At 50.9% G+C, this 22,424-nt stretch carries 21 protein-coding genes and 1 riboswitch; of the genes, 9 read left to right on the forward strand and 12 right to left on the reverse strand.

All coding sequences use genetic code 11. The annotated features are described in order from the left end of the window. Nucleotides 1–25: 25 nt before the first annotated feature. Nucleotides 26–1,075, forward strand: a complete 1,050-nt coding sequence (gene cobT, locus FKW31_RS08345) for a nicotinate-nucleotide--dimethylbenzimidazole phosphoribosyltransferase (protein WP_150178293.1) — start codon at nucleotides 26–28, stop codon at nucleotides 1,073–1,075. After that, nucleotides 1,072–1,905 (forward strand): adenosylcobinamide-GDP ribazoletransferase, encoded by an 834-nt coding sequence (cobS, locus tag FKW31_RS08350; protein ID WP_150178294.1) that lies wholly within the window; start codon nucleotides 1,072–1,074, stop codon nucleotides 1,903–1,905. The genes cobT and cobS overlap by 4 nt, the downstream gene beginning before the upstream one ends. On the opposite strand, the gene cobD is transcribed toward cobS, so the two are convergent. Next, nucleotides 1,902–3,020 (reverse strand): threonine-phosphate decarboxylase CobD, encoded by a 1,119-nt coding sequence (cobD, locus tag FKW31_RS08355; RefSeq protein WP_150178295.1) that lies wholly within the window; start codon nucleotides 3,018–3,020, stop codon nucleotides 1,902–1,904. The two genes, cobS and cobD, sit on opposite strands and share 4 nt — an antisense overlap. Between cobD and cbiB the strand changes: the two genes are divergently transcribed. Further along, nucleotides 3,019–4,008: an adenosylcobinamide-phosphate synthase CbiB gene (gene cbiB / locus FKW31_RS08360; protein ID WP_150178296.1), complete on the forward strand. Its 990-nt coding sequence runs from the start codon at nucleotides 3,019–3,021 to the stop codon at nucleotides 4,006–4,008. The genes cobD and cbiB overlap by 2 nt on opposite strands. Then, a complete protein-coding gene (bluB, locus tag FKW31_RS08365) occupies nucleotides 4,005–4,643 on the forward strand; it encodes a 5,6-dimethylbenzimidazole synthase (protein WP_035352339.1) in 639 nt (212 codons plus the stop codon). Before cbiB ends, bluB begins: the two co-directional genes overlap by 4 nt. 15 nt (nucleotides 4,644–4,658) lie before the next feature. On the opposite strand, the gene FKW31_RS08370 is transcribed toward bluB, so the two are convergent. From FKW31_RS08370 to FKW31_RS08400, 7 genes are all read right to left on the reverse strand, one after another. Beyond that, nucleotides 4,659–6,179, reverse strand: a complete 1,521-nt coding sequence (locus FKW31_RS08370) for a cobyric acid synthase (RefSeq protein WP_150178335.1) — start codon at nucleotides 6,177–6,179, stop codon at nucleotides 4,659–4,661. Nucleotides 6,180–6,193: 14 nt separating this feature from the next. Continuing rightward, nucleotides 6,194–6,820, reverse strand: a complete 627-nt coding sequence (gene cobO / locus FKW31_RS08375) for a cob(I)yrinic acid a,c-diamide adenosyltransferase (protein WP_150178336.1) — start codon at nucleotides 6,818–6,820, stop codon at nucleotides 6,194–6,196. A gap of 2 nt (nucleotides 6,821–6,822) precedes the next feature. Beyond that, nucleotides 6,823–7,431: a histidine phosphatase family protein gene (locus FKW31_RS08380; RefSeq protein WP_150178297.1), complete on the reverse strand. Its 609-nt coding sequence runs from the start codon at nucleotides 7,429–7,431 to the stop codon at nucleotides 6,823–6,825. Between the two features lie 110 nt (nucleotides 7,432–7,541). After that, complete coding sequence (locus FKW31_RS08385; protein WP_150178298.1) at nucleotides 7,542–8,903, reverse strand: cobyrinate a,c-diamide synthase; 1,362 nt, start codon at nucleotides 8,901–8,903, stop codon at nucleotides 7,542–7,544. Next, a complete protein-coding gene (gene cobN / locus FKW31_RS08390) occupies nucleotides 8,900–12,364 on the reverse strand; it encodes a cobaltochelatase subunit CobN (protein ID WP_150178299.1) in 3,465 nt (1,154 codons plus the stop codon). Before cobN ends, FKW31_RS08385 begins: the two co-directional genes overlap by 4 nt. A 19-nt stretch (nucleotides 12,365–12,383) precedes the next feature. Continuing rightward, nucleotides 12,384–13,436, reverse strand: coding sequence for a cobalamin biosynthesis protein CobW (gene cobW / locus FKW31_RS08395; RefSeq protein ID WP_150178300.1), 1,053 nt, complete (start codon nucleotides 13,434–13,436; stop codon nucleotides 12,384–12,386). Next, nucleotides 13,433–13,861, reverse strand: coding sequence for a DUF1636 domain-containing protein (locus tag FKW31_RS08400; protein ID WP_150178301.1), 429 nt, complete (start codon nucleotides 13,859–13,861; stop codon nucleotides 13,433–13,435). The genes cobW and FKW31_RS08400 overlap by 4 nt, the downstream gene beginning before the upstream one ends. Nucleotides 13,862–14,043: 182 nt before the next feature. Next, a riboswitch (cobalamin riboswitch) is annotated at nucleotides 14,044–14,278 on the reverse strand. Between the two features lie 154 nt (nucleotides 14,279–14,432). Between FKW31_RS08400 and FKW31_RS08405 the strand changes: the two genes are divergently transcribed. The 3 genes from FKW31_RS08405 to FKW31_RS08415 all read left to right on the forward strand — a co-directional run bounded on the left by FKW31_RS08405 (nucleotide 14,433) and on the right by FKW31_RS08415 (nucleotide 17,956). Continuing rightward, nucleotides 14,433–14,951 (forward strand): MarR family winged helix-turn-helix transcriptional regulator, encoded by a 519-nt coding sequence (locus tag FKW31_RS08405; protein ID WP_150178302.1) that lies wholly within the window; start codon nucleotides 14,433–14,435, stop codon nucleotides 14,949–14,951. Continuing rightward, nucleotides 14,941–17,196: an FUSC family protein gene (locus FKW31_RS08410; RefSeq protein ID WP_193562060.1), complete on the forward strand. Its 2,256-nt coding sequence runs from the start codon at nucleotides 14,941–14,943 to the stop codon at nucleotides 17,194–17,196. Before FKW31_RS08405 ends, FKW31_RS08410 begins: the two co-directional genes overlap by 11 nt. A 136-nt stretch (nucleotides 17,197–17,332) precedes the next feature. Continuing rightward, a complete protein-coding gene (locus FKW31_RS08415; protein WP_150178303.1) occupies nucleotides 17,333–17,956 on the forward strand; it encodes an acetate uptake transporter in 624 nt (207 codons plus the stop codon). 57 nt (nucleotides 17,957–18,013) lie between these two features. Here the strand turns inward: FKW31_RS08415 and FKW31_RS08420 are convergent, their stop codons facing one another. Further along, entirely contained in the window at nucleotides 18,014–19,033 is a 1,020-nt protein-coding gene (locus FKW31_RS08420) for an enoyl-CoA hydratase/isomerase family protein (RefSeq protein ID WP_150178304.1), read from the reverse strand. A gap of 65 nt (nucleotides 19,034–19,098) precedes the next feature. Between FKW31_RS08420 and FKW31_RS08425 the strand changes: the two genes are divergently transcribed. Next, a complete protein-coding gene (locus FKW31_RS08425; protein ID WP_006117307.1) occupies nucleotides 19,099–19,602 on the forward strand; it encodes a flavin reductase in 504 nt (167 codons plus the stop codon). Nucleotides 19,603–19,634: 32 nt separating this feature from the next. Beyond that, nucleotides 19,635–19,784, forward strand: coding sequence for a hypothetical protein (locus FKW31_RS16045; RefSeq protein WP_162853393.1), 150 nt, complete (start codon nucleotides 19,635–19,637; stop codon nucleotides 19,782–19,784). 19 nt (nucleotides 19,785–19,803) lie between these two features. On the opposite strand, the gene FKW31_RS08430 is transcribed toward FKW31_RS16045, so the two are convergent. The 3 genes from FKW31_RS08430 to FKW31_RS08440 are packed head-to-tail and all read right to left on the reverse strand — an operon-like array spanning nucleotide 19,804 to nucleotide 22,309. Beyond that, nucleotides 19,804–20,598, reverse strand: coding sequence for a metal ABC transporter permease (locus tag FKW31_RS08430; protein ID WP_150178305.1), 795 nt, complete (start codon nucleotides 20,596–20,598; stop codon nucleotides 19,804–19,806). Continuing rightward, nucleotides 20,598–21,404: a metal ABC transporter ATP-binding protein gene (locus tag FKW31_RS08435; RefSeq protein WP_150178306.1), complete on the reverse strand. Its 807-nt coding sequence runs from the start codon at nucleotides 21,402–21,404 to the stop codon at nucleotides 20,598–20,600. Before FKW31_RS08435 ends, FKW31_RS08430 begins: the two co-directional genes overlap by 1 nt. After that, nucleotides 21,404–22,309, reverse strand: a complete 906-nt coding sequence (locus tag FKW31_RS08440) for a metal ABC transporter solute-binding protein, Zn/Mn family (RefSeq protein ID WP_150178307.1) — start codon at nucleotides 22,307–22,309, stop codon at nucleotides 21,404–21,406. Before FKW31_RS08440 ends, FKW31_RS08435 begins: the two co-directional genes overlap by 1 nt. Nucleotides 22,310–22,424: the final 115 nt, after the last annotated feature.

Consider the following 22,424-nt stretch of genomic DNA (forward strand, 5'->3'; position numbering starts at 1 on the left):
CTTATAACAGCACAAAATCAACGGCATGCCATCATCTCCTTCTTTTTCTAACGCGCCACTCTGCCTTGGTTCCATGCAGGAGCTCAGAAGCCTGTGTAGCAACTTGCCGCAGACAGATAAGATGGCCCAAAACGCCATTGCCCAGCGCGAACAGCAACTTACCAAGCCAGAAGGTAGCCTCGGCCGCCTTGAAGAACTTACAAGCTGGCTAGGGGGGTGGCAGAAACGTGCCTCACCAAAGCTGGAAAATGTGCAGGTTTTGGTTTTTGCAGGAAACCACGGCGTAACGCAGCAAGGAATCTCCCTCTGGCCTTCTGATGTTACAGCTCAAATGGTCAGCAATTTCCGTAACGGAGGGGCTGCCATCAACCAGATAGCCAAAACAGTTGGCGCATCCTTACACGTTATTCCTGTGCATGATCTGCAACCTACGGCCGATTTTACGCATGAAGCAGCCATGACAGAGCAGAATTTTTTGCAAGCTGTCACACTTGGCTACAACGCCGTGTCATCTCACTGCGATCTCTTGTGCTTGGGCGAAATGGGTATTGGAAACACCACTGCCGCAGCCACTTTGGCAGCAGCCTTGTTTGAGGAAAGCGGCATCATCTGGGCCGGACGCGGCACCGGTGCGGATGATGCCGGATTGAAACGTAAAGCCGCAGTTATTGACGCAGCACTTAGCCTGCATCGGCAAGCATGTTCTGATCCATTAGAAGCTGCACGCTGTGTTGGCGGATACGAACTGGCGGCTACACTGGGCGCCACATTGGCTGCCAGGCATAAGAGCGTACCGGTTCTGTTAGATGGCTTTGTTTGCACGGCTGCGGCCGCACCTCTTGCACGCTTGCACGCTGATGGGCTGGCCCATACCTGCCTTTCACATTGCGCGACCATAACAGGACAAACACATCGCCTTGCCTCTTATGTGAATCTAGAACCTCTTTTGGGATTGGGCCTCAGGTTAGGAGAAGGTTCTGGCGCAGCGCTTGCAGTTTCTATCATACGGGCAGCGCTTGCCTGCCACACAGGTATGGCTACTTTTGCAGAAGCCGCGGTAAGCCAGAAAACATGACCTCTTCTGGCCGCCTTTCTATACCAGATACATTACGTTTACATCTGGCCTGTGGTGTTGGGCTTCTTACGCGCATACCTGTTGGCTGGCTGTTGCCATCTGCTTACAAAAACAGTTCCGCTTCTTGGCCCTTGGCACAATCCATCTGGTGCTGGCCTCTTATTGGTGCAGGCATTGGAATATGTACCGGTGGCCTGTCCGCAGTATTACAATGTCGCCATATTCCGCCTCTGGCAGCCGCAGGCATAGCTTTAGGGATGCAAATTCTTGTAACAGGCGGTCTTCATGAAGATGGCTTGGCCGATACCGCGGATAGTTCTGGCGGCATGACACCTGAACGCAAGCTGGAAATTATGCGTGACAGCCGTATTGGAAGTTACGGTGTTCTGGCTTTATGTTTGGCAATCTTAATACGCGCGGGCGTGCTTTCATCTATACATTCCATCGCACTGGCTTGCCTGATATGTGGCATTGCTGGCTGTCTGGCACGTGGCGCATTTTTGGTTGTTACAAAAACAATTCCACCGGCCCGGCCTGATGGTCTGGCACGATCCCTTTACCCTTTGGCACAGCGTAATCTCACAATTGCTTTGGCTGGAATAATCTGTCTTTGCATTTTACTGACAGTATTTTTAATGCCAGCACCGCTTACGGTAGCATGTTTGCTAACATTTATAGTTTTTCCTATTCTACTGGCTTTGGCGGTAGCTTTGCTGATAGCCCGATATGCACAACGCAAACTTGGTGGCTACACAGGTGATATTCTGGGTGCCTGCGCCGTTATAACCGAATGCACGATCATGACAGCATTATCTGCGCTTTTTTATTAAAGCGTATGCCAAGCCTGCAAAGCTGCTTCTAACCTGCGCCATTGCACCTCGGAAGCTGGTAGCCCCATACGCAGCCAGTGCGCATTATAAGGAAAAATCCGGGTTACGATGCCTTGCTGACAAAGATGCTGCCATAACTCTGCTGCATGTTCACATTCAATTAACTCAAACAAAACAGCTTGGCCTTTATGGCTTAAGCCCGCTTTAGTCAGCAATTTTTTTAGGCGTGAACTGGCAGCATACAGTTTGGTTGATGTCTGTTTTAACCATTCCTTATCCTGCAAGGCTTGGCACCCAACTGCCAGCGCAATGGTGCTAACGGGCCATGACCCTAACAAATCTCGCGCATATGCAGCCACACTGGGTTGAGCCAACAAAAACCCAAGCCGTACCCCGGGCAATCCATAAGTTTTTCCAAAAGAGCGTAAAACCAGTAAAGCTGGATGCGGCAGGGCAGATGCAACGCTCTGGCCAGTAATATCTGCAAAAGCCTCGTCCACCACCAACCAGCTTCCCGCTGCCTGACAGATATTGGCCAGATCCAGCAAGTGCAAGGCCCCTATCAAACGCCCATCAGGATTATTGGGATTACAGATAATACATACCGTATTTTTTTGCTGTGCCGCCAACTGTAGCTGAGCGAAATCAGGCACCTCGGATACCGGAATACCGTTCTTTTTCCATGCTTGCATATGTCCAGAATAAGTGGAGCCTAATATGCACGCTCGTTCTGCCTTCAGCACCCGTGGCAACAAAGCAATCAAGCTCTGGCTTCCTCCACCTGCAACCGCCATGCTGGGGTCAGAAACACCATATGCTGTCGCAGCCGCCATCTGTAGCGCAGCTTCTTCTGCCTCCTCCGGTAATGTATGCAAAGCAGATAGATCAGGCAGTTTGGCCGGATAAGCAAAAGGGCTGATGCCTGTAGAAAGGTCTACAAATGGTTGCGGTGCGTTTGCAAACATCTGCATAACTTTTTGCACCTGCCCCCCATGTGCAGGAATATGGCTTGATGCTGATGAAGATTTTGAAGGCATCACAGAAACCGCAGGTGCCTGTTGCGGCGGATACCCCTTGCCTTCTTGCCGCTTTTCCCGCACGCCTGCATCTGCCATGCTGCTTTATCCTTTTTCTATAACCCTGCCCGTTGCCGCCATGGCTGCGGGGCTGGAAGCCTTGTGCGGATATCCTGCACCGCTGTTTGCTGCAATAAGCCACCCTGTTGTGTGGATTGGCTTCTTGATAAACAGGCTGGAGCGGACGTTCAACAGGCCAGAGTGGTCAGAGACAGCACGCCGGATATCCGGTTTTTTCGCGCTGTTGCTGCTTGTCGGTATTCCCGTCGGGCTTACGATATTTATACTCCATATCGGTTATATGTTTTTGCCGCCGCTTTTCATGCTTGGTGTACAGGCTGTTACGGCCTGTACACTGGTTGCCCAGAAATCTTTGTGGGTGCATGTCAAAGCAGTTGCCTCAGCGCTTCAACAGGTCGGATTAGAAGGTGGCCGCACAGCTGTAAGCCAAATTGTGGGGCGAGATACATCCGTACTGGATGAAACTGGCGTTGTGCGTGCCGCGCTTGAAAGTCTGGCAGAAAACTTCTCCGACGGCATTGTTGCGCCCTTATTTTGGACTGCACTGCTCGGCTTACCCGGAACTGTATTTTACAAAGCCATCAACACGGCAGACAGCATGATCGGCCATCTTAACCCACGTTATGCTGCATTTGGCATGGCTGCTGCCAAAATGGATGATCTCATTAACCTGCCAGCTTCCCGCTTGGCCGCTTTGTGTATCCTGCTATCCACACGCCCCACACAGTGGCGCACGATTTGCTCCACCGTGTGGCGAGATGCCAGCCGCCATCGCTCTCCTAATGCTGGATGGCCTGAAACAGCTCTGGCCACTGCCCTTGGCGTAAAGTTTGGGGGCCCCCGCAATTATGCAGGAACTGTAGTTGATGATGGGTGGATTGGAGAAGGCACCACAACGGCCACCCTACATGATCTGGAGCGCGGCCTTATCCTTTACCGCAGGGCTTGTGGTATTCTGATAGGTGGGTTGCTGCTGGCCGCTATTGGCTGCATGATAAAGGCATGACAGCACCTTTTTTCTCACCTTCTTTTCAGAACCAATTAGAGCAACTGCTTATATGGCGGCGGGATGTGCGGCATTTTCGTACAACACCTGTGCCAACACCTGTATTGGATGAACTACTGGAAACAGCCTGCTTGGCACCCTCAGTCGGGCTAAGCGAGCCATGGCGCTTTGTGCTGGTAAATGATTCCAACCGCCGCGATGCCATCCGCAAGAACTTTATGCGCAGCAATACGCAAGAACTGGAGGGGCGAGAAGGAAAAGACGCCCAGCGTTATGCGCGGCTAAAACTTGCCGGGCTGGATGATGCCCCTCACCATATAGCCGTATTTTGTGAGACCAATCCTCAACAGGGACGTGGGCTTGGACGGGCTACTATGCCACAAACCACCACATGGTCTGCCGTTATGGCCATTCACACTTTTTGGTTGGCGGCTACGGCCCACGGCGTTGGGGTAGGATGGGTTTCCATCCTTAATCCACAGGAAGCACATGCAGCTTTAAGCGTAGAGCCCAACTGGCAGTTTCTGGCTTACCTATGTGTTGGCTTTCCGGAACAACATGCCAACACACCAGAGCTTGAACGCCGAGGGTGGGAAAAACGTAACCCGGCAAGAAGACAGTGGATTCAGCGTTAAAGTAGTTGTCGTTTTTTAAATACCAGCCGGTACAGTAGCCAACTGCAACAAGACATCTAGATCAATGTGCTGTTCCAGATGGTTTGCCAACGCATCCAGCGCTTGTTCTACACTCTGATCATGCTGCGCTGGTAAATCTGCCCCGGCAGCATACCATATGCCATCTGGTTGAAATGCGGCCCCACCTACGCGCGCAAGCAAAGCCATACGCGCAGCCCTGTGGTTAAAAATGCCATGCAGATAAGTGCCCCATACACGCCCATTTGCAGAAACGGCACCTTCCGGATGGTTATCCATGTATATCAAAGGGCTTTGGCAATCAGCCCCTGTTGTTTGGCCCACATGCATTTCGTATCCAGCAACTTTACTGCCTTCTGCCGCTAGGTTTCCTTCCTTGTGTTCTAGACTTTTATCTCGGCTTAAAACTGTATCAATTTTTAACAGCCCCAACCCTGCCGTCTGTCCTATAGCGCCTTCTGTTCCATAAGGATCAGCCACCGTAGCACCCAACATCTGATAGCCACCACAAATACCCATCACATAACCACCATTGGCAGCATGTTCTGCAATCTGCTTGTCCCATTTCTGTTCTTTCAAACAAGCAAGGTCAGATAATGTCGCTTTCGATCCGGGCAATATAATCAGATCGCATTCTGGCAAAGGCTCGCCACGTTTAACCAAGATAAGGTGCACACCGGGTTCTGCATACAGTGGATCCAGATCATCAAAATTGGCGATCATCGGCAAATGAGGCACAACAACACGTAGCGGCGCATTCTGATCTAAGTTTGCTTTTGAGTGCCTTACTGCATGCGCAAGTTTTTCATCCAGATCTGCGGCATCTTCTGCTGGCAGGGTTCTCACCTCTGGCAAATCCGGCACAAGCCCTAACGGCTGCCACCCTGTACGTTCGGCAATAAACTGCATGCCATCAGCAAACAGTGTTGGATCACCCCGCATACGGTTTACAATAAACCCTTTGATCCGTTGGGCATCTTTCTGACTTATAACAACTTGTGTACCCACAAGGCTGGCAATCACTCCGCCTCTATCTATATCTCCCACAAGCACAACCGGAGCATTTACAGCTTCTGCAAACCCCATATTGGCAATATCATGCGCTCGTAAATTTACTTCAGAAGCAGACCCAGCACCTTCTACCAAAACCAAGTCTGCCTTTGCGGCAAGTGTTACAAAGCTTTGCAAAACGGCTGGCATCAGAAGTAATTTTCGGTTCTGATAATCCCGCGCTTGCACTGTTTCTTCAATCCGCCCCCGCACAACAAGCTGTGCGCCTGTCTCACCCTGTGGTTTGAGCAAAACTGGGTTCATATCAACGCTTGCAGGTACCCCACAGGCACGCGCCTGCAAAGCTTGAGCACGCCCAATTTCACCACCATCCCATGTTACAGCGGCATTATTGGACATATTCTGCGGTTTAAACGGCAAAACCCGCAGCCCTCGCCGGGTAAAGGCACGCGCAAGGCCTGCAACGAGTGTTGATTTTCCGACACTAGACCCTGTGCCCTGCACCATCAGAACACGGGTGCTCAAAACTCTATGCCTTCCTGCGCTTTTACACCCGCTTTGAAATGATGTTTCACCACTGTCATTTCAGTTACCAAATCAGCCGCTTCCAGCATGGCTTCCTTGGCATTGCGGCCTGTTACGGCAACATGCAAGCTTGCCGGGCGTGCTGCAATATCTGCAAGAACTTGCTCCATAGGTAGGTAATCATACCTTAATGCAATGTTCAGTTCATCCAAGATCACCAACCCAACATCTGGGTTTGCCAACGCTTGTTGAGCAACATGCCATGCACGTTGGCATGCAGCAATATCCCGCGCCTTATCCTGCGTTTCCCACGTAAAACCTTCACCCAACGCGTGCCATTCTACCAAATCCTCAAAGCGTTCTAGCGCCTTGCGTTCTCCCGTATGCCATGCCCCTTTGATAAACTGCACCACAACAACACGCCGGCCATACCCCAACATCCGCAAAGCCAGACCAAACGCCGCAGTAGATTTTCCTTTTCCGGAACCTGTATTTACAATCAACAAGCCTTTTTCCACTGTTTTGCTGGCAACTTCTTTATCCTGCACAGCTTTGCGTTTTTGCATTTTGGTACGATGATGCTCTACATCCTGTAATAATGCTGGCTTTTGCGGATCTATCATACCTAGCACGGCTCTTCCTTTTTATGATGTGTCAAAAAATCTCTTTGATTTGAAGCAAGTTCGTTCTTTTCTCCCACCATAAACAGGCGCGCAAAACCTTGCGGCATGGAAGGTGCGAGAAGGTACGGTTTATACCCACCGGCAAAAGCGCTCAAAAGCCGCAATGGCCCTCCATGCGATAATACACACACATTTTCTTCACGTTGGCGCACTTCGCGCCAGAAACTCTGAATCCTCTGGTACAGGTCTTGCCCGCTTTCACCTTCTGGCGGTGCAAAACCTTCTGGATTTTGGGCCCATTCATCCAGCAATGTGCGATCTATGTCCTGCCAACGCACACCTTCCCACCGGCCAAAATTCAATTCCGCCAATCGGTGATCCACGCGTAGTTCCATGCCTGCACTTTGCGCCAAACGCTGCGCCATCTGCCAGCACCTTTGCGCAGGAGAGCTATATAACACCTGGCAAACAGCACCCTTAGCCAGAACAGAAAGCCCAGAAACAATACTCTCCCACCCTGGGCTAAGGGCAACATCCTGCCTGCCGTAACAAATGCCCTGCGCAACCTGAACAGGAGCATGCCTTACCAGCAACACGGGAAAAGATCGCATTTCAATATCTCCTTCTCACCGCCTGCCCCGGCTTTATCAGGACGGCAGAACACTTTGTGCATACCTTGTTATCACACAACTTTCCGCGTTCGTTTTTGCATATGCTCTTTTCATAAAGAGGAAGAGTTCAAAATATTCTGATTGGAACACCGTGCCAGAACATGAAAGAATGACCCAGAAACTAAGCCACGCTGGCCACCACATGCACCAAGGGGCGTACCATCCCCTGCTGCCAGATCTGCCAATGGCGCGTCCTCACCTTTATCCATAACCGTTGCATAATGGAATTCGTGCCCGCGTAAACGTGTGCCTGTGTGGCCCAAAACATTATCTGCCAGCAACGTGGCCTCACGATAGCCTAAATGCAATTTTCGATGCGCGAAGGACGTTACATGTCCTAGCAAACCTGCCATAGCATGTGTCTGCCCCTGCGCATCTTCCAATGCACGGCCCAAAACCATGTAGCCTCCGCACTCCCCATGTACAGGGTTCTTAAGCGCAAAATCCTGCAAGCCTTTTTTAAAATGCTCTGCTTGCGCAATCTGGCCTGCATAAAGTTCTGGATACCCCCCAGGTAACCAACAGGCATCGCAAGAGGTATCTGGCGCCTGATCGGCCAGTGGAGAAAACGGAACCAACTCCGCACCCACTTTTCTCCAAAACAAAGAAAGATGCCCATATAAAAACGAAAAAGCAGCATCATCCGCCACGGCAATACGTTGGCCCGGAGGCGGAATACATGCTTCTGCCAGAGATACTGGATCAGCCTTCTGTTCCGCCAGAGGAGCTGCTGCTTCCAGAATAGCATCCAGATCCAGTTCACGTTCTGCCTTATCCGCAAGGTCTGATAACCACCCTGCCAGATTGCCGTGCTCACGCGCTTGCACTAATCCTAAATGCCGCTCTGGCAGTACCTCACCCTTTTGGCGCATAAGCGCCCCACAAACAGGCAGGTCTGCCATGGCCACGGCAGAGCGCGCCAAACGCTCATGCCGTTCGGATGCAACACGGTTGATGACAACACCACGCACCTGCACAGTATCAGACCATCTCGCAAAGCCCTGTGCAATCGGCCCAACAGATTGCCCTTGCCCAGAAACATCCAGCACCAGCAAAACAGGAATCCCAAATAGAGCTGCAATATCAGAAGGCGCACCGCGTGCATTTTTTGGGGCCATTAATCCATCAAACAACCCCATTGCAGATTCCACCACAACCACGTCAACATCTTTGGCAGCGGCATTCATGATACCAGCCAGCAAATTTACAGGCATGCACCAGCTATCCAAATTAAGAGGTGACCGATGTGTGATAGCTGCATGAAAAGCGGGATCTATATAATCTGGGCCAGTTTTAACGGCCCCTACCCGTAATCCTCGGCGTTGAAAAGCCGCCAGCAATGCGAGTGTAACCGTTGTTTTGCCACCGCCAGAACGAGGAGCGGCAACCATAATAATACGAGGGGCTGTCATGCCTCATTTTCCTCATCCAGAACACAGGCCACACTATTCCCCTGTGGGTGCCACAAACCTCGCCGCCATACATCGGCAAACCGTGCACGCATAGCTTCCCGCGCTGCTGGGTTTTCCTGTTTTAAAAATGCATCACACGCGGCATTTCCCAATGTTTGAGCAAAAACCAGATCGAATTGCCGATCAAACCGTTGGGGCAATGTGGCTGCAAATCCGTGTAATGCATCTAACCCGCGCGCCATTTCTGCCGCACCCGCGTATCCGTGCTGCTGCATACCTTCAATCCATTGCGGGTTAGCCAACCGTCCGCGCACAATACGCGCCACTTCCTGCGCTGCTGTTCGCAACCGTGGCATATCTGGCCGAGATGTATCACCATGTAATATGGTTGGTGTTGCGCCCAATGTAGCGGCCGCAGCAGAAAGGCCACCTTCATGCGCAGCTATATCCGGGCTTTCCAAAATATCGGTTTCAGCATTGTCTTGCACATGCAGCACAGCTTCTGCTTGCCCCACCAAATTGGAAAGAGCCTGCATATCCTGCTGTCCATCTCGCCCACCACCATATGTCCATGATGAACCTTCCAGCCAAGCTGTTCCAAGTTCCTGCGTATGAGCCCAAGATCCCGCATTCAGGCGTTCCTCAATGCCTGTGCCGTAATTACCAACCGCAGCACCAAAAATACGAGCCGTAGCCCGCTTTCGGGCCTCTCCTTTCAGCCCTTTGGCAGATGCCGCCAAAGGATTCCATTCGGCAGGTTCATTCCGTTCCGCAACAGCCGCTACAGCCTGATCAAACAGGGCAATCTGATCTGCAAAAGCATCACGAAATAGGCCAGAAACACGCAACGTTACATCCACTCTTGGCCGGTTCAGCACTGGCAAAGGAATAATTTCAAACCCACAAACATGCCCTGTGCCAGCGGTGCGCTGTACCTCTACTCCCATAAGACGCAAGGCAAGGGCCATATCCTCTCCGCCGGTGCGCAAACTGGCAGAACCCCACATATCCATAATCATATGTGTTAGATGTTCACCCTGTTCCTGCAAATGCCTTGTCAGCAAAAGCTTTTCCATTTTCTCGGCCAACACCATGGCAGAAGGTGTAGGCAATGCGCGAGGGTCCACGGTAAACAGATTGCGCCCTGTAGGCAGCACATCCACCCGTCCACGGGTTGGCGCACCGGCTGGGCCGGGTGCTATAAAACGTCCATCTAATGCAGCAAGCAGGGCGTGTGCCTCTGCTTGCCCGCTTTGCATGATTTTATGCGCCACTTCAGACATGAAAACAGTATCCGCCTGCCGCCCGCATGCCTGTGCAATAATCTGCACCAGTTTTTTGGATTGTACGGCTGGTTTGCCAAAAACATGCAAACCATCACGAATTTGCAGATCTTTTACATCGCACAAATAGGCATCAAGCCGCGCAAGCGCTTCTGCCTCATCCATTTCTCCGGGGCGCACGCCGCTTTCAGCCAACACACCCGTACGCACAGCTTTTTCTAAAATATCAGCACGTAGCAAAGCGCCTCGACGGGGGTCCAGACCGTCTGCTTCAGCGTATTCATCAATCAGCCGTTCGAGTTCCTGCGCATCTACTGAAAGTTCCGCCTGCATGACAGGAGGCGTCATATGGCCGATAATAACAGCACCCAAACGCCGACGCGCAGCTGCGGCCTCACCCGGATTATTGACAATAAACGGATAAATAACCGGCACATCACCCGTCAGCACAACTGGCCCACAGGATGGAGACAACGCCACAGCCTTACCGGGCAACCATTCCAGCGTGCCGTGCGTGCCCAAATGCACCATGACATCCAGTTTTTTTACATGTTGCAACCACAAGTAAAATGCAACGTATGCATGGCATGGAGGTGTGTCTGGATCATGATACAGCGCTTTACGGTCCGCTACTGCCCCTCTATCTGGCTGCACTGCCAGAGAAATATTGCCCAACTGGATGTAACGCTGACAAAACACGCCATCTTTTACATTGGCATCGTGTTCGGGATCACCCCATGCAGCAAAAACAGATTTTACAAAATCCGGATCTAAATATGCCAAAAACTGACGATACAGCTTTGTATCAAGAACAGGCTTTGAACTGCCACCAACAAGTGCTGCGGCAAGGGCTTTTGCATCAGGAACATTTTCTGCTCCTGTATGATAACCTGCCTTATGCAAGATCGTGAGAATGGAAGATGTAGATGCAAAACCATCTAACCCCACAGCATGCGCTATATGGGCCCCAGATTTTTCGAGCCCTGCACCTGGGTAGTCAGATAGAATAATAGATATTTTTTTGTCTGATTGCGCCATTTTCCGCAATTTAGCCCATGCAATTGCACGGCCTGCCACCAACTTTATACCCGGTTTATAAGGTTCTCTAAATGCAGGCTGTCCGGGCTGTGCATCTTTTCTAAAAGAAATTGGAAATGTTGCAATTGTGCCGTCCAGTTCTGGCAATACCACTTGCATGGCCATATCCGCCCGCGCCAGACCTCGTGGGCTTTCTTGCCACAAAGCCTGCGTGCACCCCGGCTGCAGAAGCTGCAAAATAGGCGCATCGGCCACATCCAATGGTGAAAAACCATTCTGGCTTCGTGCAGAAAAACATGTTGCGTCCAGAACAACATCAGGTTTTACACGTTGTAGATAATAGCTTACATCATCAGAAACGTTAGGATCTTTCAAAGATGTAACATATACAATATCTACAGCACAGCCACGTTGCGCCAGTTCTTCTGCCAAACATTCCGGCCCTGCCACGTCTCCTACCAACAAATGCGCGCGATAAAGAAGTATCACTGCTTTTATCTGCACCTGAACTGGCATGACGGTAGAAGGATAAGAACGATATACGCCCCATGCAGGCAATGCTTTAGGATGTGTCCCTTTATCTTCCTGCATCCCTGCCAGTGCAGACATAACTTCCAATGCTGCGCAGATGTTATCCGGCCCTCCTTGTTGGAAAAAACCGTTTAACCGCGCGTAATGTTCTGCGGAAATAGTGGAAAGTTCTGCCAGCCGTCCATCATCTCCGGTATGTACTGCCTGTTCCCGCACATCAGAAACAGAACTTTGTGATGTATCACCGGGTAACAAAGCCAGCGGCACGCCTGTTTCACGGCTCCATGCCGCCAGTTCTTCTGCCCCATAACGCCAGTAATCCAAACCACCCAACAGCCGCACCACAACACAGCGCGCTTTTTGCAATGTGGTTTCAATGTACAAATCGATCGACATAGGATGGCGTAATCTTGCCAGGCTTGTGACCTGCAAGGTGGGAAGCACTATGCCTTCTTCAGTTTGAGCACGTAGCAAGGCTTCTGCATGGCGCAGGGCCAGAAGATCACTTTCTGTAAAAGAAAGTACAACAAGATCAGCAGAGGGAAGATTAAGATCCTCTGCCATTTCCTGTTCATCGAGCGTCCGGTTTTCCCGCACCAAAAGATGCATAAGCCTACTCCGTCCTTAATCAGGCCGTTACCAAGGTGCCGCCAAGAGCCTTGGCTATGGATGCAGCATCCAGCCCCTTTTGCCCGATCACGACAATGCGGCCTTCTCGTTTTTCGTTAGCGGAAAGAGGACGATCAAATTCGTGCCGGAAACGCACCCCCACCCCCTGCACAGCCAAACGCATAGTCTTGCCTGCTACCGCTGCAAAACCTTTCATGCGCAGTACATCATAACGGCGCGCCGTATCCTGCAAGAGCGTTAAAAACTGCTCGACGCTGTGCTGCTCAGGCACGCGCACGACAAAACTTTCAAAGTCATCATGTTCGTGTTCGCCATCCTCTGCATCATGATGAGAAGGACGCGCAGCCAAGTCTGCTTCTGCCGCTGCCCCAATCCCAAGCAATATGGCTGGATCCACCTTGCCTTCTGTGGCACGCACAATCTGAACTGGGCGTGGTGCCGTGTGGCGGATTTCATCTTCAACACGTGTCAGCGCATCTGCATCCAGCAGATCTGTCTTGTTCAACACCACAAGATCTGCGGCATTAATCTGATCTTCAAAAACTTCTGCTAATGGGTTGTCATGATCCAAGGAAGGATCTGCCGCACGCTGCTGGGCAATAGCTTCAGGATCATCTGCAAAACGGCCTGCTGCCACTGCTGGTGCATCTACTACCGTTATCACGCCATCAACTGTCATGCGGTTACGCACTGTTGGCCAACCAAAAGCCTTGAGCAATGGTTTAGGCAGTGCCAAACCAGATGTTTCAATAACCACATGTTCCGGTGGATCAGCCCGATCTAGCAGAGCTTCCATGGTTGGCAGAAAATCATCTGCTACCGTGCAGCACAAGCAACCGTTGGTCAGCTCTACAATGTCATCTTCCTTGCAGCCTTCCACTCCGCATCCGCGCAGGATTTCCCCATCAATGCCAAGGGAACCAAATTCGTTCACCACCACGGCAATACGGTGCCCTGCAGCACGCTGAAGCAGATTACGCAAAAGGGTTGTTTTACCTGCCCCTAAAAAACCAGTGATAATGGTTACAGGCACGCGAGATGCGATTGTCATGAAGGCTCCTGTTCATCATAAAGTTGTGCGGGAACACGCCCCAACACCATATTGGAAAGAGATGCCGGACGGCGCGAAGGCATGACTGTTCCCCGCGCAGACTTTGCATAGAGTTGGGCATAAGCCAGCAGATCTTCTGCTTTTTCTGTACCCAGATGTCCTAATAACCATGTCCAACGCTCTGGCATAGCAATGGCTGCAGTGCATCCGCGATCGCAGGCTGCCAAACACTGAACCTGACGCAGCAGAACGGGAGCTTCCTGCCCAGTAGCTTCTGCTTCCTGCACCAAGGCCTGTAAACGTGCATATAGCTGGGCACCCGGCGGTTGATCCATAGCAGGCCCACCGCGCCGACACGTGACACACACATGCAAAACAGGACGATTCTGAAGTGATTTTTGAGAAGAATCGGGAGCTTCGGCCATGCTGTATCCCTGAAATAACCGCCATTCTCAAAGAACAGCCGCTTGACGGGGTGCAGACACCCGGCGCCTCTACCTCAGAGATAAGCAGAGGAAATATACCCTATGGTACATCTATGCCTGCCGGGCACCCCGCCAGCAGCAACGCCAGAACTTAATAATAACTAAGGCCCACCAACATGCTTACGCATACTGGCACCAATGGCAGGTTTCCTGGCTTGTACCCACATAATACCCCAGCCATAGGCCAGAACATAAAACGGCGCTCCCTACCTTCCCAGCCTGCATGCAGACCAGTGGTTGAGGCCCGAAAGCCCTTACGGAACACCATGGGTAACTTACAGTTGCGGGGGCAGCGACGGCCTTGCACCGTTCTTCCCTTTTCATCCCATAAAGGACACCATTAGCCGGTGCACAATGCGCATAAGCGGCCTTTGCTTTCAACCCGCAGTTTTATGACCTCACAACTTTAAGCTCTACCATCCGAAACAGGAGTGAGGCTTCACGCTAATGTTCCTGTGCTTTGTAGCTTTATTTCCATTATTGACGCGCAAAACAGCTATGTTATATTCGTATGAATATACTTTATATATCAAATATTCTTTTGCTAACAAATGAGGATTCCATGACTTCTCCACGCGTTCTGCCCACACTGGATGAAACGCGTTTTTCAGACATGGCGCTTACCTTCCGTATTATGCGGTTAGCCACAGTCTGGCGCACGCAACTGGACAGGGCCTTGCGCCCCCATGGCATGACATTAGCCAGTATGCGCCCGATGGCTTATTTGATGATGATGCCCGATGGAGCCACGCAAAGTGATCTTGCAGCCGCCATGAACGTGGATTGTTCTGCACTGGTGCGTATTCTGGATTTGCTGGAAAAACAAAAGCTGATCACACGCCAACAGGATATGCAGGACCGGCGCGCCAAAAAGCTTGTGCTCACACCTGCAGGGCAAGAAAGATGTGTGCTGTTTCACACTATTTCTGCACAGCTTGAACAGAATGTCCGCCAGAACCTCACGGAAGACCAAGTGCGTAGCTTAATTCATGATCTTTCCTGCATGCTGGAAACACATCATGAACGCTAGATCCGAGCAAAGCAGTAACACACTATCTTCCTTTAACGCTGTGTTCTCCCACTGCTTACCTGCCCTTTTTTCTGATGAAGCCCAGTGGAATGCCTTTAAGGCTACCGCAGGCTATTCTGCCCGCGTCTTTTTATGCATTGGCATTGCCGTTTTTCTGGCGTTCATGTTCCAGCTTCACTCTCCCCTCAGTGCAGCCACAACTGTTCTTATTGTGGCAAATCCAACTGTAGGGGCTATGGTTTCCAAAAGCGTATGGCGTGTTATCGGCACAGTTATTGGTGCCGTTATCAGCATTGGCATTATGGCTGTATTTGTGCAGTCCCCTGTTCTGTATTTTGCGGCTCTTTCTGTTTTTGTAGGAATAGCCTGCATGGTCGCCACGTTCCTGCGCTTTTTTCGCGCCTATGCTGCTGTACTAACCGGTTATACAATTGTTATTATTGCGGCACCTGCTTTTGCGGACCCAGACAATATTTTTCTTTCTGCAATGGGGCGACTTTCTGCCGTAGTAACCGGTGTGGTGGTAACGGCTTGTGTATTTATGGTAACAAGCCCCCGTAAACCCAGTGCTGTGATGGAAAAACTGGGCAACGCCTTTCGTGACACCATTCTCCACGCAAAAAACTTTCATGCACAGGAAGGTATTTCTTCTCACCCAGAAGAAAATACGGAAAAAGAAAACAATCCTTCCGAAATAACAGATACTACAACCACAGGCACAGCATTCCGTAGCCTGCCGCAACCTCTTTATGATAGCCGCAGCCGCCTTCTGGCGGGTATGGCAGGATTAACACCAGCCATAGAATTTGCCGCAGCAGATGACCCCGACATGCAGGCCCGTATTTCCAATCTGCGTTTGGCACTTAACCGTTTAACCGGGCTTATTGTCAGCTATCATCCTTATTGGCTCAATCTCTCTTTGGTAGATGCGCAATCACGCCCTGTGCATCAGTATGTTGCCGAAACATTAGAGCAGATTCTGCACCTTACAGAACAACCCGGCTGGCTGGAAAACCCCGCCCCGGTTTCTGCCTGCCTGCATGAATGCCTGAAAAATCTGGAACAACTTTCACGCAACAATCCGGCACCCAGTTTGCTGGCCACATTGGATAATACGCGTGATATTTTGGTACAGATAGATCTTGCCCTATACGATCTTACAAGCCTGCGCCGCGATCGTGAATCTTTCCACACACGCCAATATCTGGAATGGCCTGTAGCCTTGCGCAATGGTGTGCGCGGCATGTTCATTGCACTTCTGGCTGGCATGCTGTGGTATGTGTTCCACTGGAGCGCAGGCCCTATGCTGATTTTGTATGTAGTCGCCGCATCAAGCCTGCTGTCAACAGCTCCCTCCGCCGGTAAAGCAAGCCCCATGATGGCAACAGGCACCATGTTGGCTGTGCCTATGGGTTTTTTATGCCATTCCCTGTTTCTGCCTCGTATAGATGGCTACCCGCTTTTATGGCTAACTCTCTGCCTGTTTCTACTACCTGGTGTATGGTTGCAATTTCACCCGCGCTACAGCATTGGTGCATTTGGATATGCAGTGTTTTTCACCATGCTGCTCTCTATTAACAACCCTATTATTTATAATGATCTCGCACTCACCAATAACTGGATAACCATGGTAGCAGCCTGCATACTTCTGGTGCTGGTTTTCCGGGTTATTCTGCCGCCAGACCATCGGTTGGATGCTGCGCGGCTGGTTTCTTCCCTTACACGCAGCCTGCAACAACTCGCTCTTTCCCACAGTAACAAGCCCGTGCAATGGATTGCATGGGAAGGTCTCCAACTTCAAAAAATCACGCGGCTGATGATGCGTCTTTCCTTTATTCCTTCCGGAATAGACCGGCAGGGCTATACAGATGCGGCCTTTGCAACACTTTCTCTAGGTCGGCTAATTTTACGCCTGCGCTGGAATGCAGAACATACCAAGCTTGATGCGCAAGCTCACGCTGCTCTTGAAAATGCATTAAAAGCCTTTGCCCTATTGCGGCATACCCCACTGGCTACGGCAGATGCTCTGGAGCAGGCTGCTGCAATTCTCCATACCACCGCCACAGATCAGAATGGCGCCTCCCTTATGCGGGATAGAACCATCTCCTGCCTCGTACAAGCGGCGGGCATTATCCGCGCCATTCCCGGGTTTTATGGCAAATACGGCCCCATCCATCGCTCTGTGGATGAGGTGGGGGCAAATGCCTCTGTTTCTACACTTATGGAGTCTACTTCTGTGGGGTGAAATAAAGAAAAAAGTTTCCTAAAATAAAAGTCATGATGATGAATTTAATTTTATCTAAATTTTCTTTTTATAGAGAACTTCTGCCCTGCCATTTACTTAATGCTTAAGTCATCACTCATAACAAGAAGTATCTGGCATGGCATATTCCGACACCTCGCCTCCGGTGACATACCGAAGAGCCAACCCAGCCCCATTAGGCTTAATGGGTTTTGGGTTAACAACCGTTCTTCTCAATTTACATAATGCAGATCTGGTACCTATGGGTTCTGCCATTCTGGCCATGGGGCTAACATTTGGGGGTGTTGCCCAAATTCTGGCGGGAATGCTGGAATATGGCAATGGCAATACCTTTGGCATGACAGCTTTTAGCGCCTACGGTGCTTTCTGGCTTTCGTTCGTGGCACTTATTGGCCTACCTCATACTGGCATTGTGGATGCTAGCAGCCCTAACCTTGTAGGAAGCTACCTACTCGCGTGGGGATTGTTCACATTTATCATGTTTATTGCCACGCTGCGTGCCTCACGGGCGCATCAGATTATTTTTCTAAGCCTGACAGTTCTATTCGCTCTCCTTGCCGCGGGTGATATGCTGGCTATGCCAGTTGTTACACAGTTTGCTGGGTATGAAGGATTGTTCTGCGGTTTTTCCGCCATCTATCTCGCTGCTGCTGAAATTCTGGAGGACGCCTTTGGATATGCAGTACTGCCGATTGGCAAACCTGCACCGGCTTCCATCGCTTTCCGAACTGCAGCCGCCTAAACACCCCAAAAACATTATGCCCCGCAGCACAAAATGCTCCGGGGCGACATGTTTGCATTACTTCTCAAAACAATTTTGAGCTTCCTGCTTATTCACTTCCGCCAAAGTTGGCGGCATCCACACAGGCTGGTTATCTTTATCAATCAAACGTGCCCGAATTCCCTCTACAAAATCTGGCCGGGCCACCATATGGCGCACCATATTTTCCTCCAGCACAAAAGCTGCATGTAACGAGGAAGCAGCACGTGCCTGGTGCCATCCATACCATGCTACCTGCACAGAAAACGGACAAGCACGTGATAAAGCTTCAAGATCCTCTTGCGCCTCTTCTGATCCGTCCGCTTTCAATTTTTCAATAACCTGCAAGATATCTGGCGCATCATAACAGGAATCCAGATTTTGCACGTCCAGACTTTCAGGCTGGGAATGAAGGCGGCTGAATACATGCTCTGCACTTTCAACGCTCAACGTTTCTCTTAAATCTGTAAGAGAGTCCGATGAAACCAGAACATCTGCAAACCCCATGGCTATGGCCTCTGCTCCGTTCATACGCCCACCGGTAACAGCACGCCGTAAACCAGAAAAACCTGGCGCACGGGCTAACAACCAGCTTCCTCCCGCATCGGGGGCCAAACCAATAGCCGTTTCCGGCATAGCCAGCACAGATGCTTCCGTAACTACCCGATACCGCACATGGCCACCTAAGCCGATACCGCCCCCCATAGCTACGCCATCTAAAAAGGAAACAATGGGTTTTTTGTAATCTGCCAACAACAGCATCACATCATATACGCGCTTCATCAGTTCATATGCCGCCAATGCCCCTTGGGCTTTCAGACGATCATAAATGGCGCGTAGGTCTCCCCCTGCGCAAAAGGCACGCGGGCTGCTGCTTTCCAGAAGAATGGTATGGACGGAAGGATCATGCCGCCACATTTCCAAAGCGGCTTTTACGCCGTTGGCCATACTGATATCAACGGCATTCAACCGTTTGGGACGGTCTAAAATAATACGTCCCAGATGCCCTTCCTGCTGCATTGTTACGCCAGATACGGCGGAAAGAATTTGCTCTGTCATTGCTTTCCTCTTTATTTCGTGCACAAACACGTACGAACCATCTTTGATTGATTTAAGGAGAGCAGATGTTGGCTCCGGAGACCAGCGCCTACCGCGATGCCATGGCCCGACTTGGCGCAGCTGTGAACATTGTTACAACAGGAACGCTGGAAAACCCCGTTGGTTTTACAGCCTCCGCAGTGTGTTCCGTAACAGATACCCCACCTACGCTCTTGGTCTGCCTGAACCGTGGAAGCCGTGCCAGACAGGCTTTTCATGAAGGTAGCGCATTATGCGTAAACGTGCTGGCATCTACCCAGCAGCATCTCTCCAACCTTTTTGCCAGCCCCAACTCCATGCAGGAGCGATTTGCCACTGGGCATTGGAGCGCCTTGGCAACAGGCGCACCTGTACTGGAAGAAGCTGTGGCCTCGTTTGACTGCAAGATCAGCCAGATTGTAGAAGTTGGCACACACAGCGTAATGTTTGGTATTGTGCAAGCGTTACGCACCCATGCAACCGCACATGGGCTTGTTTATTTTAATAGAATGTATCACGCTCTGCCCCATACTCCAGCCCTAAAGCCCTAAGGGCTTTAGGCATACAATCAAGGTGTTGAAACATGTCACAGGATTATCATGATGATTATCCAGTAAAAGGGGATGATGATTATATCCCGTTTATTACTGTCAAAGCCCTGATTATCATGCATGTTGTGCTGCTAGCAGTCGTAGCTTTATGGTCTTGGCTGGATTGGTCCTTGCCGCAGTAACAAGAGCTAGCCAGATTTTTTAGCCGCCCCGCAAGCGGCAAAACAGACTGGCGGTTATAAATACACCGCCACCTAACGCTGCAATCCAAAATGCTGTAGGGCAATTGGTGTACCAAGCCAACACCAAACCCAACCAAGCTTCCAGCAACGCAAGTAACGTTGCAATGCCCATTCCCAATAAGGGTGAAAAACCCATACGCAAACTTGCTGCAGCAGGCGCAATCATAAGCGTAAATACCAGCAAAACACCTGTGATCTGGGCACATTGCGCTGTAGCTACAGCAACAATCATGAGAAAAAGAATATCAAGCAGGCGCATATTCACACCCCGCGCCTCTGCCTGCTCTGGCTGAAGCGATGCAAAAAGAAGCGGCCTTGCCACAAATGCCAGCGCTATCAAACAAGCTACGGAAAGAACACCCAGCCAGCCTAACATAGAAGACCCGATACCCAGAATATCACCAAAAAGCAGTGCTGTGGCTGAACTGGCAGAATGGGTTAGAAAATGCAGGCACAGCGCCCCAAAACCCATGGCGACAGAAAGCACTAGTCCGATTGTTACGTCTCGGCCTACCAGCCTATCTCCCACCAGCCCTATGGCAACACCGCCACCAACAGCACCAAGCCCAAGTCCAAGCAAAGCGGGCTGACCTAACAGAAGGGCTGCAGCGGCTCCGGCAAAGCCTACGTGCGAAAGCGCATGACTGGCAAAGCTTTGCCCACGCAAGACAAGAAACCACCCCACAGGCCCACACACCAGCGCCGCCAAAAACGCCGCCAGAAAAGCGGTGCGCATAAATTCATACTCAAGCATCAAGCACTATGCCCCACGCACATACAGGACTGAAGTGATGCCCCACCACCTTCTGCCACAACAAATAATCTGTTTCCCGCCTTAATCACCTCAACCGGTGCGCCGTAAAGTGCACTGAGTGTTTGGGTTGTCATCACATCTTCCACGCGCCCCAGCACTGCCTTGCCATGCGCCATGTAAAGAACATGATCCATCAACCCCATAAGAGGGTTGATATCATGGGTAGACATGAGCACCGTTATATTCCTGTCTCGTGCCAGTGTATGAATACGTTCTGCTGTTTCACGCATACGAGCAGGATCTAGGCTGGCCAAAGGCTCATCAAGCAACAAGATATGTGGATTATCCAGCAATGCCTGCGCCAACATGAGCCGCTGCCTTTCTCCTCCGGAAAGGGAGCCTACCGGTCGCCGCGCCAGATCCTGCGCATCTACTGCGGCCAAAGCTGCATCAATATCCGCTCTAGCCTGTTTGCCGTAAAATGGCAGGCCCCATTTCCAGCCCTGCTGCGCTGCGGCAACTGTGCTCCAGCCGCTAAGTTGTGCAGCCACCATAGCGCGCACCTGAGGCATATACCCTATAGGCATACGGCCCTTTTGCACCGGCTGGCCTTCTATCCATATTTGGCCAGCCGAAAGTTTTTCCAACCCCAGAAGAGTTCTAAACAGGGTTGTCTTTCCAGCCCCATTTCCACCCAAAACAGCTACAAAACTGCCTGCAGGAATTGTAAAACTGATATTATCCAGCACTGTTTTTTTCTGGCGTAACAAAGTTACGCCAGCCACTTGCACAGCAGAAGATGACATTACGGCGCGACACCAAGCAAATGCGCAATTTGCGTAAGAGTTGAACTGATCCATATTTGCCAATGCGTATCCTGCGGCATAATTTCCGCTAGCGGCAGAATAGGCACATCTGCTTTATGGGCCAGATCTATCAAACGTTTGCTGGCTGGTTCTTCCACCTGCACATTATAGGCAAGTAGCCGTAGTTTTTTTTGAGCAAGATCTTGCTCAAATGCAGCAACAGCAACAGGTGGAGGTTCAACATCATTCATGATTGCAATCTGAAAGGCATTTTCCTTCATGTCCAAACCAAGGTAACTGGCCAGCGGGGTAAATAGAGGTTCTGTTGCGGCCACAGCCATACCTTGCACATGCGAGCGTAATGCTGCGGCCTGGGCCTGTACGCTGGCAATATCAGCCCCCAACTTCCGAGCCCGCTCAGCATATGCTTTTGCGTGTGCTGGATCTGCTTGCTCGCACGCTTTTCCAAATCTTTGAGCAAAATCTGCCACAGCGTTCAAATCATACCATAAATGGGCATTCCCGCCCTCGTGCCACCCAGACCATGTATCTGCACGCACATACCGCGCCTGCGGCAAAGCAGAAGCCTGCACCAAATGATCCATCCATGCATCGTATCCCGCACCATTGGCTACAACCAACGTAGCATCCGCCACACGCCGCGCATCATCCGGTGTAGGAGCATATAAATGCGGATCAACAGCAGGTGATACAAGTATAGATGTCACGTGCATGTCTGGCTCAGCAATCTGCGCAGCCAAGTCCCCCCATGTATTTTCTGCCGCCACAACAGACAAAGGACGCGCGGTCGCACTACCTGCTGTGCCCATGGTTGCAAAACCAAGCACAGCCACCATGCCCAACAACATCCGGCGTGAAGTGCCTTTTGTTTTCATCAATTCCATACGCGTTATCCTACCATGCTTGAATGCAATGTAATATTATTACATTTTATCAGCTGCACGTCACCTCCTCACCCGCGCAAATTTGGTCTTCACCTCTCAGATCAGTTACGCTAAG

It is taken from the genome of Acetobacter sp. DmW_136, from assembly GCF_008690365.1.
GTDB classification, from domain to species: domain Bacteria; phylum Pseudomonadota; class Alphaproteobacteria; order Acetobacterales; family Acetobacteraceae; genus Acetobacter; species Acetobacter oryzifermentans.

Bases quoted from the DNA above. Each gene is read 5' to 3' on its own strand.
- cobT (WP_150178293.1), top strand. From the start codon at position 26: ATGCCATCATCTCCTTCTTTTTCTAACGCGCCACTCTGCCTTGGTTCC.
- cobS (WP_150178294.1), top strand. From the start codon at position 1,072: ATGACCTCTTCTGGCCGCCTTTCTATACCAGATACATTACGTTTACAT.
- cbiB (WP_150178296.1), top strand. From the start codon at position 3,019: ATGCTGCTTTATCCTTTTTCTATAACCCTGCCCGTTGCCGCCATGGCT.
- cobD (WP_150178295.1), bottom strand. From the start codon at position 3,020: ATGGCAGATGCAGGCGTGCGGGAAAAGCGGCAAGAAGGCAAGGGGTAT.
- bluB (WP_035352339.1), top strand. From the start codon at position 4,005: ATGACAGCACCTTTTTTCTCACCTTCTTTTCAGAACCAATTAGAGCAA.
- FKW31_RS08370 (WP_150178335.1), bottom strand. From the start codon at position 6,179: ATGGTGCAGGGCACAGGGTCTAGTGTCGGAAAATCAACACTCGTTGCA.
- cobO (WP_150178336.1), bottom strand. From the start codon at position 6,820: ATGATAGATCCGCAAAAGCCAGCATTATTACAGGATGTAGAGCATCAT.
- FKW31_RS08380 (WP_150178297.1), bottom strand. From the start codon at position 7,431: ATGCGATCTTTTCCCGTGTTGCTGGTAAGGCATGCTCCTGTTCAGGTT.
- FKW31_RS08385 (WP_150178298.1), bottom strand. From the start codon at position 8,903: ATGACAGCCCCTCGTATTATTATGGTTGCCGCTCCTCGTTCTGGCGGT.
- cobN (WP_150178299.1), bottom strand. From the start codon at position 12,364: ATGCATCTTTTGGTGCGGGAAAACCGGACGCTCGATGAACAGGAAATG.
- cobW (WP_150178300.1), bottom strand. From the start codon at position 13,436: ATGACAATCGCATCTCGCGTGCCTGTAACCATTATCACTGGTTTTTTA.
- FKW31_RS08400 (WP_150178301.1), bottom strand. From the start codon at position 13,861: ATGGCCGAAGCTCCCGATTCTTCTCAAAAATCACTTCAGAATCGTCCT.
- FKW31_RS08405 (WP_150178302.1), top strand. From the start codon at position 14,433: ATGAATATACTTTATATATCAAATATTCTTTTGCTAACAAATGAGGAT.
- FKW31_RS08410 (WP_193562060.1), top strand. From the start codon at position 14,941: ATGAACGCTAGATCCGAGCAAAGCAGTAACACACTATCTTCCTTTAAC.
- FKW31_RS08415 (WP_150178303.1), top strand. From the start codon at position 17,333: ATGGCATATTCCGACACCTCGCCTCCGGTGACATACCGAAGAGCCAAC.
- FKW31_RS08420 (WP_150178304.1), bottom strand. From the start codon at position 19,033: ATGACAGAGCAAATTCTTTCCGCCGTATCTGGCGTAACAATGCAGCAG.
- FKW31_RS08425 (WP_006117307.1), top strand. From the start codon at position 19,099: ATGTTGGCTCCGGAGACCAGCGCCTACCGCGATGCCATGGCCCGACTT.
- FKW31_RS16045 (WP_162853393.1), top strand. From the start codon at position 19,635: ATGTCACAGGATTATCATGATGATTATCCAGTAAAAGGGGATGATGAT.
- FKW31_RS08430 (WP_150178305.1), bottom strand. From the start codon at position 20,598: ATGCTTGAGTATGAATTTATGCGCACCGCTTTTCTGGCGGCGTTTTTG.
- FKW31_RS08435 (WP_150178306.1), bottom strand. From the start codon at position 21,404: ATGTCATCTTCTGCTGTGCAAGTGGCTGGCGTAACTTTGTTACGCCAG.
- FKW31_RS08440 (WP_150178307.1), bottom strand. From the start codon at position 22,309: ATGGAATTGATGAAAACAAAAGGCACTTCACGCCGGATGTTGTTGGGC.